14 protein-coding genes are annotated in these 15,269 nt (G+C 55.5%); 9 read left to right on the top strand and 5 right to left on the bottom strand.

Features of this window, described 5'->3' with window-relative positions; all coding sequences use genetic code 11:
- A complete protein-coding gene (locus tag HMPREF1631_RS02880) occupies nucleotides 1-1,179 on the bottom strand; it encodes a metal ABC transporter substrate-binding protein (protein ID WP_034232251.1) in 1,179 nt (392 codons plus the stop codon).
- Between the two features lie 212 nt (nucleotides 1,180-1,391).
- Entirely contained in the window at nucleotides 1,392-2,648 is a 1,257-nt protein-coding gene (locus HMPREF1631_RS02875) for an oligosaccharide MFS transporter (RefSeq protein WP_156956202.1), read from the bottom strand.
- Between the two features lie 279 nt (nucleotides 2,649-2,927).
- Here HMPREF1631_RS02875 and HMPREF1631_RS02870 point away from each other — a divergent pair, with 279 nt between their 5' ends.
- A complete protein-coding gene (locus HMPREF1631_RS02870; RefSeq protein ID WP_084707364.1) occupies nucleotides 2,928-3,698 on the top strand; it encodes a DUF4190 domain-containing protein in 771 nt (256 codons plus the stop codon).
- Between the two features lie 105 nt (nucleotides 3,699-3,803).
- On the opposite strand, the gene HMPREF1631_RS02865 is transcribed toward HMPREF1631_RS02870, so the two are convergent.
- Nucleotides 3,804-5,117, bottom strand: coding sequence for an anaerobic C4-dicarboxylate transporter (locus HMPREF1631_RS02865; RefSeq protein ID WP_034232727.1), 1,314 nt, complete (start codon nucleotides 5,115-5,117; stop codon nucleotides 3,804-3,806).
- Between the two features lie 541 nt (nucleotides 5,118-5,658).
- Between HMPREF1631_RS02865 and aspA the strand changes: the two genes are divergently transcribed.
- The 6 genes from aspA to HMPREF1631_RS02835 all read left to right on the top strand — a co-directional run bounded on the left by aspA (nucleotide 5,659) and on the right by HMPREF1631_RS02835 (nucleotide 11,854).
- Entirely contained in the window at nucleotides 5,659-7,044 is a 1,386-nt protein-coding gene (gene aspA / locus HMPREF1631_RS02860; protein ID WP_052047065.1) for an aspartate ammonia-lyase, read from the top strand.
- 184 nt (nucleotides 7,045-7,228) lie between these two features.
- Nucleotides 7,229-8,065: a DUF4261 domain-containing protein gene (locus HMPREF1631_RS02855; RefSeq protein WP_156956201.1), complete on the top strand. Its 837-nt coding sequence runs from the start codon at nucleotides 7,229-7,231 to the stop codon at nucleotides 8,063-8,065.
- Nucleotides 8,066-8,084: 19 nt separating this feature from the next.
- Nucleotides 8,085-8,387 (top strand): GNAT family N-acetyltransferase, encoded by a 303-nt coding sequence (locus HMPREF1631_RS02850; protein WP_052046998.1) that lies wholly within the window; start codon nucleotides 8,085-8,087, stop codon nucleotides 8,385-8,387.
- 136 nt (nucleotides 8,388-8,523) lie between these two features.
- Entirely contained in the window at nucleotides 8,524-9,183 is a 660-nt protein-coding gene (locus tag HMPREF1631_RS02845) for a queuosine precursor transporter (RefSeq protein ID WP_034232242.1), read from the top strand.
- A complete protein-coding gene (tgt, locus tag HMPREF1631_RS02840) occupies nucleotides 9,180-10,409 on the top strand; it encodes a tRNA guanosine(34) transglycosylase Tgt (RefSeq protein WP_034232240.1) in 1,230 nt (409 codons plus the stop codon). The genes HMPREF1631_RS02845 and tgt overlap by 4 nt, the downstream gene beginning before the upstream one ends.
- Nucleotides 10,410-10,549: 140 nt before the next feature.
- Nucleotides 10,550-11,854 carry a dicarboxylate/amino acid:cation symporter gene (locus HMPREF1631_RS02835; protein ID WP_052046997.1) on the top strand — a complete coding sequence of 435 codons (1,305 nt, stop codon included), beginning with the start codon at nucleotides 10,550-10,552 and terminating at the stop codon, nucleotides 11,852-11,854.
- A 29-nt stretch (nucleotides 11,855-11,883) separates the two neighbouring features.
- Here the strand turns inward: HMPREF1631_RS02835 and HMPREF1631_RS02830 are convergent, their stop codons facing one another.
- Nucleotides 11,884-13,236, bottom strand: a complete 1,353-nt coding sequence (locus HMPREF1631_RS02830) for a hypothetical protein (protein WP_034232238.1) — start codon at nucleotides 13,234-13,236, stop codon at nucleotides 11,884-11,886.
- 105 nt (nucleotides 13,237-13,341) lie between these two features.
- Between HMPREF1631_RS02830 and HMPREF1631_RS02825 the strand changes: the two genes are divergently transcribed.
- Complete coding sequence (locus tag HMPREF1631_RS02825; RefSeq protein ID WP_052046996.1) at nucleotides 13,342-13,950, top strand: TetR/AcrR family transcriptional regulator; 609 nt, start codon at nucleotides 13,342-13,344, stop codon at nucleotides 13,948-13,950.
- Entirely contained in the window at nucleotides 13,931-14,551 is a 621-nt protein-coding gene (locus HMPREF1631_RS02820) for an HAD-IA family hydrolase (RefSeq protein WP_052046995.1), read from the top strand. The genes HMPREF1631_RS02825 and HMPREF1631_RS02820 overlap by 20 nt, the downstream gene beginning before the upstream one ends.
- A gap of 52 nt (nucleotides 14,552-14,603) precedes the next feature.
- On the opposite strand, the gene HMPREF1631_RS02815 is transcribed toward HMPREF1631_RS02820, so the two are convergent.
- The gene (locus HMPREF1631_RS02815) at nucleotides 14,604-15,251 is read right to left on the bottom strand and encodes an endonuclease III domain-containing protein (RefSeq protein WP_034232235.1); all 648 of its coding nucleotides are present in this window, start codon (nucleotides 15,249-15,251) and stop codon (nucleotides 14,604-14,606) included.
- Nucleotides 15,252-15,269: the final 18 nt, after the last annotated feature.

Here is a 15,269-nt window from a genome sequence, read left to right as displayed (position 1 = left end):
TTACTTCAGTGAACCGGGAACCGGAGGAAGCTTTCCGGACCATGCGTTCACAATTACGGTCACGTTGTGCAGAATCGAACCCGTGTAGGTTTCGCCTTCCGAACCGACCGGTCCGAGGGAATCGCCGTAAAGGGCGTCCTCGCCGATAATCGCCTTCACTCCCGCAGCCTTGGCCACAGCCTCGATGGACTTGGAGTTGTTGGAGTTTTCGGCAAAGAGTGCCAACGCACCGGACTTCTTCACCTCATCGGCAGCCTTCTGAATGTGGCTTGCCGTGGCGTCCTGCTGCTCGTTGAAGTCGGACAGCGCCGCACCGATGAAGTTAATTCCGTAGGTCTTGGAGAAGTAACCGAATGCATCGTGCGAGGTGAACAGGACTCGGTGCTCCTTCGGAATGGAGTTGATGGCTTCCTTGACCCACTTATCCAGATCGTCGATCGCTGCCGAGTAGCGCTTTACGTGCTTGGTGAACAGCTCCTTGTTTTCGGGCGAAACCTTGTTCAGGATTGCGCCGATGTTACGCACCTGGATAGCGGCATTCTGCGGGCTGGTCCAGATGTGCGGATCATACTTGAACTCCGGTTCGCTCTCACCCGGCTCGGGCGGGAAAGGCCACTTCTCAACCTTTACCTTTTCCACACCGCGGTCAACCTTGTACGGAAGCTTCTTTTCCTTGTCCAGCTCGGACTTTTCATCGGTAACTTCGGCAGCGGTGAGGATACCGGAGGTGACGCCCATTGTACCCTTGAACCCTGTGGACTCAACCGCGGAATCCAGGAAGTGCTCGAGATCCACACCCGAGACGAGCATCACGTCTGCGGAGGCAAGTGCCTTGGCCTGTGCGGTGGTCATCTCGTGCTCGTGTGCGCTCGCGTTGGGCGCCAGCAGACACGTGAGGTTAATTTCGGACTTCGCCTTGTCGGGCTTGGCACCGGTGTGGGTTACCTTGCCTGCGGAATCCATCTTGGTGAATGCCAGGGTTGCGTCCGCGGACTTGTCGGTGGCGATCTGCGTTACGTAATCACAGATCTGGGTGGTTGTCGCAACAACCTTGACCACGTTGGCTTTCGCGTCCTTGGAGGCCTTGCCTGCATCTTTTGCATTGCTGCACCCTGCAAGCGACGCCGATGTGGCGGCGAGGGCAGCGATCGCAACTACTGCATTTAACTTGCGATTCATTATTTTCCTTAACCGTGTATAAACATTTCTTGATCGGGAGTGTTGCTCCATCGAATTGCAGAAGTAAGTCTCTCGTTAAAGAAGATGTGTATCCCGTATATCGTGAGACCGAACTCCCTTAGGTTCGGCATACCGAACTAGGTATAAAGATAATCTTTCTTAATAACAATTTCAACGCTTTGAGTCGTTTCTAACACAAAACGGACGCGAAATTATTTTCCGGCCGCCGCGCCGGTCCCGTCCTTTTTCAGAATCTTTACGGAAAACAGCACGTCAGCTAAAATAACTGCCGCCATTAGGGCAAACGTAATGCGGTACCCGCAGATGTCGCGTAAATATCCCAACGGTCCGGAGAAAAGAGCGGTCGCAAGAAAATACGCCACGTAAAACCCCGTGAGATAAATCGTGGAACTCAGCGCGGCGGAAAAATGGAGCGATACATATTTCACGATAGAGAGCAGGGCAAAGGGCACAAACACACCGTGAAACAGTTTCAGCGCGGCCACCGTTGCCGGATCCGCACCCAGCGCACTGCCCAAAAGAGGAACCGTCATTACAAGAGCGGAAAAAACCATTGACGTCTTTACGCCGATCCGCCTGATGATCGCCGCAGCGGGCACCATCAGCGACGTTTCAATCAGTGTCTGCACCGCGATCAGGGCGCTGAACATGATCTGGCCGCGGGCATGGGAGGAAAACAGGGAGACGTAAAACCCCGGAAACATCTGCGATTCAAACACCTGATACACAGTCCAGCCGAAAACCACAAACGCGGTCAGTGCCCAAAAATTCGCATCCCGCGCGGACGCGGCCATTTCGGCGCGCAGGGAGCGCAGCGTCCGCAGCACGCCCGGGGAGCGGGAACCGGGGTGCATATTTCGCGCCGGATCGGGCTCTGTTTTCCAAAAAATCTGTGTCAGCAGCAGACACATCCCCAAAAAAGACCCCGCCCAGAAAATCAGAAGCGGACGGACCGTAAAAAGCACGCCCGCCGCGAGCGTTCCCAGAGCAAAGCCCAGCGAACCGCCCACGCGCGCATGGCCGTATTCAAAACCGTATTTTATTGCCAGCCGCGCGAAATAGGCTTCATACAGGGCGGTTGCACCCACAAAACCCGCCGCGATTTCCACCGAACCGAGCAGCACACCGAAGAGAAAACAGTGTTCCAGCAGCGGGCGGTAAACAAAAGTGACGAAAGGCCCGATCAGCATCGTACACACAGCGGAAATAAAGAGGAGGTGCCGGCGAAAGCGAAGGCAGTCCTGCATAATTCCGTAAAATACGATGACGGCGGTGAGCATCAGACCGTTGACGGAAAATACCGTGCCCACCTGCGTCCCGGACAGGCGCAGACCGCCGGCGGGAACGGTAAGCCAGATCTGAAAAAAAGACCACCATACGGCAACTGCCCCAAATACCAGCAGAAAGCTGCATGCGCCGTAATTTCGCATCGAAGAAGAAATGTTCAAGGAGACCGCCAATTGTCATTCGGGTGGTTTTAATCCCGGCAGCGGCGCGGAATTAAAACGGGAGCATGATGAGTTTACCCGCCGGCGCCGGAGAAAAGAAAACGCCGGCCGCGCCGTTTCGTATCCGATTCGGCGAAAACACTTGACAGTTCCCCCCCCCGGCGGAAACTGAAAAGCAGATCCGCTTTGCCTCTGCGCACGTTTTATGCGGAAGCGGGCGGACCGACCGTAAATCGACAGACATACACTTATTAAGTGCACTACCGGAAACGAGTTTTCATGGAGAACACCAACACACCCATGTCCGCGCCGCAGCACAGCAGTGCCGCGGGAATCGTGTCGCTCATTTTGGGCATATTGGCGATTATTATTTGCTGGATTCCGATTATCAACAACCTTTCCGCAGTAGCCGGCATAATCGGGTTAATCTTCGGCGTCGTGGCAATACTGAGAATCAAAAAGAAGAACCTGTCGGGAAAAGGCGTCGCAGTAGCCGGCCTGATCCTGTGCATCCTTTCCATTGTAATTACGCTCTTCACACAAAGCCTCTTCTCGAAAGCCTTCGACGAAGCCACCTCGGGGCCGAAGGCCGCAAAGGTTTCCGACTCGCAGTCTGCCGCGGATAAGGACGCAAAGAAGGCAGACAAAAAAGACGACGGAAAAGAAAAGGATGCCGCAGCGACGCAGGATCTGGCCGTCGGCAAAGCGGTAACGCTGGAAAATGGGCTGACGGTGTCGGTGGATGCCGTGGAAACCGCCAAAGATATGGGCAAAAAAACGTACACCCTGATTACGGTCACCTATAAGAACGGCGGAAAAGAAAAAACAGACTTCAATTCGTTTGACTGGAAGTCCACAAACACAGACGGAGCAGTCAGCGATGCCGAATTTGCACTGTTTGAAGACAGATCCAAAATGCTTCAAAGCGGAGAGCTGAATCCGGGAGGCACAGTCACCGGGAAAGTGCCTCTTAAGGAAGACAGCATCAAAGCACAGTACCGGGGCGGACTCTTTTCGGACAAAGATGCCGCATCCTGGAAGCTGAAGTAACAGCTGTTTAAAAACGTTTTCGGTCCCGGCGGATCTGTCCGCCGGGACCTGTTTTTTACCTACTGTCTTTTTATGCCCTGCGTTTCCCTGCCTTACAGACCTGCCTTAGAGAATAACCGTTCCGAAAAGGAAACCGAGCACCACGGAAATTGCAATGCACACCACGCCCGGGATCAGGAACGGATGGTCAAATACGTATTTGCCGATCCGTGTCGAGCCGGTATCGTCCATCTCCACCGCCGCGAGCAGCGTCGGATAGGTAGGCAGAACAAACAGCGAAGAAACAGCGGTAAAAGAGGCGACTGCGGTCAGGGGGCTGACGCCGACCGCCAGCGCCGCGGGCATCAGCGCCTTGGTCGTGCCCGCCTGCGAATAGAGAAGCGACGCCGCAAGGAACAGCACCACCGCGAGCAGCCACGGACAGCCTGCAAGCAGTTCCCCGGAGAAACCTTTGATCTGTTCGATATAGTGATTAATCAGCGAAGTTCCGAGCCACGCCACACCCATCACGCAGACAGCTGCCGACATTCCCGATCTGAACACCTGCGTGTTGAGCACCTCGCTGCCTTTCAGCCTGCAAACCACGATGATTATTGCCGCCGAGCCGAGCATGAGCGACATAATCGCCTCATTTCGCGGCAGCGTGGGATTGGAGATAATTCCGAGCTGATCGGAAATCAAAGTGGCATAAACCATCACCAGAACGATGGAGACAAGGAAAATCAGCACCGACAGCCTGCTTTCCCGCGTAGGGGCGTATTTGCCCATGTGATTCTTGGGCGGAGCCACCAGTCCTTTCTTCAGCCGTTCGAGATACACCGGATCTTCGTCCAGTTCCCTGCCCAGACGGTTGGCGAGAAAAGCCGTGGGGAAAATGGAAAGAAAAGTGGCGGGAATCAAAACCGCAAGCAGCTGGATATAGCCCACGCCGCGCGGTTCCATCAGCGAAGCCATAAAAACCACCGCCGCGGAAATGGGCGATGCGGTAATTGCCATCTGGGAGGCGACCACGGCCACGGACAGCGGCCGTGAAGGACGCACATGGCCCTCCTTTGCCACTTCGGCAATAACGGGCAGTGTGGAAAAGGCCGTGTGCCCGGTTCCCGCAAGCAGCGTCATCAGATAGGTAACCACGGGAGCAAGATAGGTGACGTGCTTCGGATTTTTGCGCAGAACTCTTTCCGCAACGTGAACCAAATAATCCAATCCTCCCGCCAGCTGCATGGCCGAGATTGCCGCGATCACCGACATAATGATTCCCACTACGTCAAAAGGAATCCCGTCTTTGCTGACCGGAACCCCGCACAGCCCCAGGAGCAGCACGCCCAGGCCGCCGGCAAAACCGATTCCGATTGAGCCGATCCGCGCCCCAAGCACGATTGCTGCGATCACGATAAAAATCTGTAACGCAACGAGCATATTCTTCCTTCTCTTTTGCTGAAAATTTTCCGCAGGCGAATTAAAAACGCGTTTCCCCTGCCCGGATTTTACGTACCGGGTTTCCGGCGTCCGCCGGTACGGGCGCGGAAAAGGGACGTAATTTTTACCGCCGGTCCGCAACCGTAATCATTTTCCGTTACCGAATAGTGCGCCGTAAAACCTCTGCGAAAAGTTGAAAAAACGTAACCGGAGGAAGTCCGGTTTCTGCACACAATTTCAATTTTCTATCGAATAATTCAACAAAAGGGAGATTTTCCCCGCACAGCCGCCATTTTCGAAAATTCCGCACGTAGAAGACTGTTTTTGCCGCGATAGGGAAATAGTGTTTTGCACCTCTTTGGTGCATAATGAAAACAACGGGACGGTTTCGTAAAACCCCTGCTAAGAGGAGAAAAAGAAACCACCCCCGAAGGAATTGAAAGATCAGGAAAACAACAGAAAGAAGAGAATTGCCGTGGGGGATAAATCCAATACAGCATGTTCGCCGGCTACCCGTTCCGAGGAAGACCTTCTGGGAACGATGGAAATTTCCAACAACAACTACTATGGCATTCACACACAGCGTGCCATGGAAAACTATCAGATTTCGGGTGTCACACTGCGTGACACCCCCGATTTTATCAGAGGCATGGTATACACCAAGAAAGCCACCGCCATCGCCAACTGCGAATGCGGCGCGCTGACGAAGGAAAAACGCGACGCCATCGTCTGGGCATGCGACCGGATTCTGAACGAAGGCCGGTGCATGGACCAGTTCCCGATTGATCTTTTCCAGGGCGGCGCGGGCACCTCGGTCAACATGAACACCAACGAGGTAATTGCCAACATTGCCCTTGAGCATTTGGGAAAGAAAAAGGGAGATTACGCCGTTATCAATCCGAACGACGACGTAAACATGAGCCAGTCCACCAATGACGCATATCCGACGGGCCTGAAACTCGGTTTCCACGCCGGCATGGTCAGACTCACCGAAGAGTTTGAACGCCTGGCGGAATCCTTTGCGCGCAAAGGCGAAGAATTTAAAGACGTCCTGAAGATGGGACGCACACAGCTGCAGGACGCCGTACCGATGAGCCTGGGAAGCGAATTCACCGGATACGCAAACTGGATTAAACAGGAACTTCCCAATCTCCGCCGCGCAGCCGAAGGACTGCTGGAAGTCAATCTCGGCGCTACCGCCATCGGCACCGAGCTGAACACCCCGGACGGTTTTACCCGGGCGGTCACGAAAGCCCTTGCCGACGTTACGGGTCTGAATATCGTCGGCGCCGAAGACCTGATTGCCGCCACAAGCGACCAGGCATCCTACGTCAGCGCCCACGGAGCACTGAAACAGCTGGCGGTAAAGCTCTCCAAGATCTGCAACGATCTGCGTCTGCTCGGCTCCGGTCCGCGCTGCGGTCTGCATGAAATCAATCTTCCCGAACGTGCGGCAGGCTCCTCCATCATGCCGGCAAAAGTCAATCCGGTCATTCCGGAAGTCACCAACCAGGTCTGCTTCAAGGTCTTCGGCAACGACGTCACCGTCTCCTTTGCCGCCGAAGCCGGACAGCTCGAACTGAACGTAATGGAACCGGCCGCGGCCCAGGCAATGTTTGAATCCCTGAAGATTCTCACTAACGCCGCAAAGACACTGCGCGAGAAGTGCGTGGAAGACATCACCGCCAACGAGGACGTCTGCCGCGCTTTCGTGCACAATTCCATCGGCATCATCACCTACCTGAATCCGTTTATCGGCCACCATGCAGGAGACATGATCGGCAGGGAAGCCGCCGCCACCGGAAAGTCGGTGCGCGAACTGGTGCTTGCCCACGGTCTCTTGGACGAAAAGTTCCTCGACGAAATTCTCAGCGACAAAAACCTGATGAATCCTTCGCTGAAGGGCTTTGAAGACAAAATGATGTAAAAACCTCTCCCCTCCGCCCCGCAGCCTCTCCCGCTGCGGGGCGGTGTCTTTTTGCGCCGCGTGGCAGGCGGACGGCTGCAGGCGGGCGTTTCGCATCTCTCTTTTCTCCGGCCGGCTGCGGAACACCGCCCCGGGCACAGAGAAACGTTTCCCCGCAGGGCGTTCCTCGGATAAACTTACAGCTATGGAAGATCTTGGGATTTCGGCAATTCACCCCCCGGCACCGGAATTTTTTTCCGCCGTGGCACTGTTTAAGGCACCGATAGATATCGATGCCGCCGTGGCCCGCCTAAACACTCTCTGGTCGCTGAATGTGGAAGGAAAATGGCAGACCGTTGAGCCGGATCCGGCCCACCCGCAGCTGATCGCGGGCAGACTGCTGCATTTTTCCTCGCAGGGCGTGCAGGCAATGATGACTCCCCTGAACTATCCCCTGCAGCCCGACAGAGGCACGCTGCCCGCACACACGTTCCACATCCCGATCACGCTTTACGCACCGGGCAAAGCCGCCGCCGAAGGCACACTCGCCGGCGAACAGCAGGTATCGGAGATCTCCGGCGGCGAAATCAGGCGCCGCAAACGCATGGTTTCCGCTCATATTCTGCTTACACAGCTTTCCGATGCGCTTATGCGTGAAGAGGCGGCCGTCGGAATTTTCCGCTACGAACTGGGCGTCGTACAGCCGCCGCAGATGGTTGCGGAAATGTCGGAAAGCCTGACCGCCGGTCAGGTTCCGCTGCCGCTGTGGGTCAATATCCGCACCCAGAATGCCGGACTGACCTACGGCAGAACCCTCGGCCTGCCGCTTTTCGGGCATCTGGATTTGGAAGTGCGCGATTCAGCGCAAAGCGCGGACGAAGTCTATCTGCTGCTCGCCGACATCGCCAACTACCTGATCACGGGCAGTTCCTACCTGATACCGGGGCAGACGCTGGGAACGTCGAAGGGAGAAAAAATAACCCTCACCCAAGAACTCTCCCCGTTCGACAATTCCCCGGTGATTCGCGTAATGTGCAGATAGATCGGAAACGGAGAAGAATATGGACAGTATCGGCCGGAACACGGCTCACGGACGTTTTACGCCAACGCATGAGGCGCAGCACAGCCAATGGGTTGTCAGAGAAGAAAACGGCGAAACGGCAGGCTACCTCACATACGAAATTTACGGCAACGAGCTGATGATCACTTCGGTGCAGGTACGGCGGGAATTTCGCGGACAGGGAGTGGGAGGCAGCCTCGTGCGCGCGGCCGTCGAATACGAACGCAGCCTGGGAGAAAACAAAGTCGTTCCCGTCTGTTCTTTTGCCCGGGATTACCTGGCACGCCATCCGGAGTTTGCCTAAAAATCCTTTTCCACGTACACTGAGTGGCGGAGTTTGAGCGATCTGCTCCACGGAGTGCGACTTTTCGCCTTCGCGCCTGGTGGTGGCAGCGCCAAGCGGATTTGACTATCTGACACCCCGGCACAGGAGTATCCAAATGACGCACGCAGCCAAACCCCAACATTCAATGTATGACATTTTCGCCGTCTGTTTCGTGGCTTTTCTTCTGCTTTCCAATATCGGCGCCACGAAGCTGATCGCTCTCGGCCCGCTGGTATTCGACGGCGGGGCGATCCTTTTCCCCCTCACCTATATCATCGGCGACGTCCTCTCCGAAGTGTACGGTTTTGCCAAAGCCCGCCGCGCAATCGTGCTCGGTTTTATCATTGCCCTGCTGGCCTCGATCGTCTTTTGGCTGATCATTTTGGCTCCCGCGCACGAAAGCTACACCGATCAGGCGGCGTTTGAGGCAGTGCTCGGCGTTGTGCCGCGTTTTGTTGCCGCTTCCCTGCTCGGCTATCTGTGCGGACAGATCCTAAACTCCTGGGTGCTGGTAAAAATCAAGGCCCGGTTCGGGGAAAACAGGCTGTGGGTGCGCCTTATCGGTTCCACGGTAGCCGGAGAATTCGTGGATTCCGTCATTTTCTGCGTCGTGGCGTGGATCGGCGTCAGCACGGCCGCCACCATCGCAAACCTGACAGTGGTCGGTTTCCTGTATAAAGTAGGTGTGGAAGTGGTTTTGCTTCCTTTGACCTACGCCGTTATCCGGTGGGTAAAAGCGCATGAAATAACCTATAAAACAGCAGGTAAAAAATGACTTTTGAAATACAGAAGAGACTCGTCTCCCGCACGGGACATCTGGGACGGGCAGGCGTGATCCATACACCCCACGGGGATATTCTCACGCCGGCGTTCATCCCCGTCGGAACGAAAGCAAGCGTGAAAGCCGTGCTTCCCGAATCGATTGCCCAAACGGGCGCACAGGCGGTTCTGGCCAACGCATACCATCTGTATCTTCAGCCCGGTTCCGATGTGCTCGACGAAGCCGGCGGCCTGGGAAAATTCATGAACTGGCAGCGGCCCACGTATACGGATTCCGGCGGATTCCAGGTGATGAGCCTCGGATCGGGATTCAAAAAAATTCTTTCGCAGGAATTTGCGGGAAAACCGGCTGACGACAACGCTGTTGCACGGGGAAAAGAACGCCTGGCAAACGTGGACGACGACGGCGTCTGGTTCCGCTCCCACCTCAACGGGGTCCGGCACCGTTTCACACCCGAGATCTCGATGCGGATCCAGCATGAATTGGGCGCGGATATTATCTTCGCTTTCGACGAACTGACCACTCTGATGAATACACGGGCATACCAGGAAGAATCTCTGGAACGTACCCGGCGCTGGGCACAGCGGTGTCTGCGCGCGCACAAAGAGCTTACCCACTCGCGCGCCGATAAACCGTATCAGCAGCTCTTTGGGGTGATCCAGGGAGCACAGTACGAAGATTTGCGCCGAAAGGCAGCGCGCGACCTGGGCTCAATGGAAATTGACGGGCAGCAATTCGACGGCTTCGGTATCGGCGGGGCGCTGGAAAAATACAGACTGGGAACGATCGTCGGCTGGGTGTGCGAAGAACTGCCCGAAAACCGGGCACGCCACCTGCTGGGAATTTCCGAACCCGACGATCTGTTCCGCGCGGTCGAAAACGGTGCCGATACTTTCGACTGCGTAAATCCCTCGCGTGTGGCGCGAAACGGCGCCATCTACTCTCCCGACGGGCGGTTCAACGTCACACGCGCGGAATTTAAACGCAGCTTCACCCCCGTTGTGGAAGGCTGCGAATGCTACACGTGCACACATTACACGAAAGCCTATCTGCACCACGGATTCAAAGCGAAGGAAATGATTACATACACCCTGGCCACGATCCACAACGAATACTTCACGGTGCAGCTGGCGGAGGGAATCCGCAAAGCAATCCTGGAAGACAGATACGAAGAATTCAGGGAAGAAACGCTGGGCAGATTCTACGCAAAAAAGAGATAGTCTACGGTAAGCAAAAGATTTTATTTTTCCGTCCCGGATTCTGAGACTGTTTATATATAGCCGCATATTTCGCTTTAAGCTAACTTTACCCAAGCCGGATATGTCCGTATCCGGCTGAGATATAAACAGGAAGACCTATCATGGCAAACACGCAATCAGACCGCCCCGGTATTTGGGCGAGGATGACGAAGACCCTCTTGTTTTGGGTTGTCATCGCTATATTTTTGGGTGCGCTGTTAGGGCAATTCTTGCCAAATTGGGCAATTATGCCTTTCGCAACCTTTAACGACGTCTTTGGAAAGTTCCTTTCCTTCGTAGTTCCGTTAATCATCGTTGGCTTGGTCACACCGGCAATCTTCGAGCTGGGCCGATCCGGCGGCAAATGGTTACTGATCACAGTGGGCATCGCATACTCATCCACGCTTGTTGCAGGTTTTGGCACATGGGGTATTTCCTCTCTTCTCTATCCTTCCCTTCTGAGCGGGCAAAAAGTGCCCGATCTGGCAACTCCGGAAAACGCAGTCGCCTCAATCATGGACAAATCATTTACCATGCCTCCGGTTTTCGGGGTAACGACGGCACTGATTCTGGCATTCGTGCTCGGTTTGGGAATGTCGGCGGTACGCGCGGAAAAAATGATGCATGTTTTCCGTGAATTCCGCGAACTGGTAATGCTGGTAATCATGAAAGCCATCGTTCCGTTTCTGCCGCTGCATATTTTCGGCATTTTCCTAAATATGTCGAAGTCGGGGCAGTTCGCGCACGTGCTCGTGGCAATGGCAAAGATTTTCGTATTTGCCTTCGTGCTCACCGTGGTCATGCTTGTGCTGCAGTACACTCTTGCGGGAATCGTAAGCAAACGAAATCCGTTTTCCGCACTGTGGGGAATGCGCGAAGCCTACGCCACCGCTTTGGGAACCGCTTCGTCGGCAGCCACGATTCCGATTACGATTCGCTGCGCACGCAACAACCGTGTATCGCCCGAAGTCGCCGACTTCGTTATTCCTCTTTGCGCCACGATCCACCTAGCCGGATCGGCTATTAAGATTACGGCTTTTGCTTTGGCGTTACAGCATATGATGGGAATCCCAACCAACGCGGGTGCGATGGTGGGATTCATTTTTATGCTCGGGATCACAATGGTTGCCGCTCCCGGAGTTCCGGGCGGGGCAATCACCGCCGCCCAGGGTGTGCTGCAGAGCATTCTCGCATTCAGCGATCCGATGTATGCAATTATGGTGGCCATGTACGTGGCTGCCGACTCCTTCGGTACCGCGGCCAATGTGACCGGCGACGGCGCAATCGCAATCCTTGTGAACCGCATGGCAAAAGGCACATTCGGCACCGATTCGCCGGAACTGGCGAAAGAGGCGGACGAAATTTCGCAGGGACGCTCCGTCAAAATCCGTTTGGGGAAACGGGCACACAGCGACGACGGAGAGTAAAAACAACCCCTTTTTTACGGGCGGCTGCGCTAAAAACGACGCGTGGCCGCCCGTTTCAGTTTCTCCAGCTCTTCTTCGTCCGGGAAACCCGTTACTTTCCAGCGCGGAGGCCAAAAATTGGAATCGGCCGCAAATCCGTCGGGCCATACCTCCCGGGCCACCGTCAGCCGCAGCGAAATTCTCGCTGTCTTCCCGTCCTCCCACGGATGGGGGGAAGCCTCGCGCACAAAGGTGATAAAATCCGTCTCCGGTATGGATCCAACTCCGTCAAGAGAACTCCACACCGTGTTTGACACGCGTTCTCCGTCTTCCAGTACCCGTTCTTCAAAATCTTTTACCGCCCCGAAATCACCCCACCTGTGCATCTGCCGGGCCTGCACGTCATAAATTTTTTTGCGAAAGCTGTTACGCAGGGCGCCCAACGTTTCCGCAAGCGGCGTTCCGGGAAGGGGAACCCACTCCTGCCAACCGTCCGCGGCAAGCGTGTACGGCAGCGGATATACCGCCTCCGGGCTTTCACGCTGTTCCAGAAGCAGCCGGAAAAAATCGTTTAAATGCGGGTCTGCGGCGAACACAACATAAAGTTTCGTATTCGACACCGGCACGAAAAGCACGATGTCGTCGCTGTTTTCTTCCTCCGCACGGATTTTGACCTGCTCTGCCGTTTCCACGTCGCAGAACCAGCTCAGTTCATACCCTTCAGGCTGCAGAAATACCATAATCTTTGCGCCGCCCGCCGTCGTCACTCCCAGGTCTACGGAATGATGGTAGGAATTCGTTCGGCGCCTGAGCGTGTTGAGCGCCTGCAGTAAAATTTCGCGCACCTCACCGCCGCCTTCTTCCAACTGTGCATAGCGCAGCGGCTGCGGCGGGCGGGCAGGCAGCGCGGCGGAATTTTCCACGCCGGGCCTGTCTTGGGCAGGCACCACTCCCACCGCAATAAAATCCGTGAGCGGCACATACACATAGGAATCCGAATCGTCATGCGAAGAAAGAAAATAATCCGCGCCGCGCACCAGGGGAAGGAACGCCTGTTCATCGGGGGAAAAATAGTCGCCGGGGGTGAAAGACCCCTCTTCCGTTTCCGCTTCCGGTTCCTCCGCGGACCGGCGTTCCCCGTCCGGTGTATGTTCCGCGGCAGACGTGTGTTCCGCGCGGGCGGGAAACTCCGCGTTGCGCACACCGATTTCCAGCAGACGGCGCAGCAGCTCTTCGCGAACCCGCAGCGGGGCACGCCCATCTATCAGCGCCCCGGGACGAAAACCGAATGCGCGCCCGTCGCCGAGCAGAATCTCCAGCGTGTCTCCGTGCGAAGTAATCACCGCGTCCCGCAGCAGTGCGTGTTCCCGGGCCTCGCCCAACGCCCAATCCATAAAATCCATACTTCTATTCTGGCAGGTTTTTCGCCAAAGAACAGTTTTACGGGACTGGTTAAATAACATGATTGCGGCTAAAATACCGCTTAGAGACACCCGGAGGGAAGAAATATGCCCAAAATTTCGGCAGCAACAGTCAAAGAACATCACGAGAAAATGTTTAACACACTGGTGGATGCCGCAGAAAAAGTGCTGCGCGAATCCGGCCCCTCCGCACTTACCGCCGGCGAAGTGGCAAAATATGCGGGAATTGCCCGCAATTCCATTTACCGTTACGTGCAATCCGTCGACGACCTGCGGATCCACGTGCTGGAACGCTATCTTCCGCAGTGGAAAGAGGCAATCGACAAACGTGTGGACGAAAAATCCGATGCGCGCCGGCAGATACTCGATCTGACTTTGGCAAGCCTGGAAATGTCGCAAAATACCGGTCACTCCTGGCTGATTTCCGTGATGCGCTTCGGAAACCGGCACAAAAATTTTTCTTCCGACGCCGTAGCCCATTTTCACCGCGAACTCGGAATGCGCATCGCCCGGCTCTGGCTTGAAGTGGAACCGGAGAACGCACGGATAAACGCGCAGATCAACCGGGCTCTGCTGGAGACGGGAATGAAACTTCTCGACGGCGGGGAAGATTTCAGGCGCGTTTCGCACACGATTATTTCCATGCTCGCAGGCCTGTTCCCCGAAGGAGAAAATTATGCGCCGGCTGCTCTTTGATCTCTACGGTCTGTTCATGAAAACACAGACTCCCGAATCAAGGGAAAATATTGAGCGCGTTTTGCATCTGAAAGAACAGGGAATCTGCGGGAAAGACTTTTGGCGTGCGTACCGCAAAGTACGCTACCCCTACGATACCGGTATGATTTCGGCGGCGGAATATCTGCGGCGGGTAGGCGCGGAACTGGGCGCGGAATTCGACAGCGTACAGGCCTTCCTGGAAGCGGACTGCGCTTCGTGGAGCAGACAGAACGACACAATGGTACAGTGGCTCCTGAAGCTGCGCAGCGAGGGAATTCAGCCCGCCCTTCTGTCTAATATCCCGGCTGACCTGCTGGCTTTTATCCGCCCGACGCATCCGTGGCTGCATGATTTTTCGCCCTGTATGTTTTCCTGCGAAATCGGTTTTGCCAAGCCAAATCCGGAAGTTTTTCGCTACGCCTGCAAAGAACTGCACGCCGCCGCGCAGGATGTGATGTTTTTTGACGACACCGCGCACAATCTCCCCGGCGCGGAAGAAGTGGGAATGCATACGCATCATTTTCTGGATATCCAAGCCGGAAAGAAAGCCGCCTACGGTTTTCTCGCCGCAGAAACATAAAACCGTTACTTTCCAAAGGGAAGACGCGCGCTGCCGCATCGATCCTTTTTGGCTACAGACAAAGCACCGAGCGGCGGTATGCATCCCATCCGCCCGCTTTTCGCGCATCCTTTCCCGCCTGCACAATCAGGCCGTGCAGCACGGAATACTCTTCTACCGTGAAACGCTCGCCCCGGATTGCGCTGTCCGCACTCCGCCGCGCCTGCGCATAAGTTTTATATTCTCCCCAGCCGACAGCCCGAAGCATCCGACGCGCATAAGCGTCATAAATAAAAGTGCCGCGCCTGTACGCATACAGAATAATATCATCGGCCGTTTCCTCGCCTACGCCGCGCACACCCAGCAAAGACGCACGCAGCGAGGCATCGTCCATTGCGGGGGCCGCTGCGTCATTCTCCGCAAACCACGCACATATTTCTTTCAGATAAAGTGTTTTTGTGCGCCAATAACCGCAGGGCACAATCGCCTGCCGGATCAGCTCGGGATCCGCCGCCGATAAATTGCGCACGGTAAGCAGATCCGCCTTTTTCAGATTCCCGACCGCTTTTTCCGCGCCTGCCCAGGAAGTATTTTGCGTCAGCACTGCGCCCGCAATCATCTCAAAACGGGTGTCGGCAGGCCACCAGACACCCGGATCGGGAATTGCGCGCGAAAGCGCCTCCATCACCGCGCGCATCGGAATCTTTTCCGCGGATTTCATCGGCTCTGTTGGGGTACC

This window comes from Arcanobacterium sp. S3PF19, assembly GCF_000758825.1.
In the GTDB taxonomy this organism is placed as follows: domain Bacteria; phylum Actinomycetota; class Actinomycetes; order Actinomycetales; family Actinomycetaceae; genus Arcanobacterium_A.
Note: the sequence above shows the minus strand (reverse complement) of the source record. Positions and strands in the feature narration are given on the sequence as shown.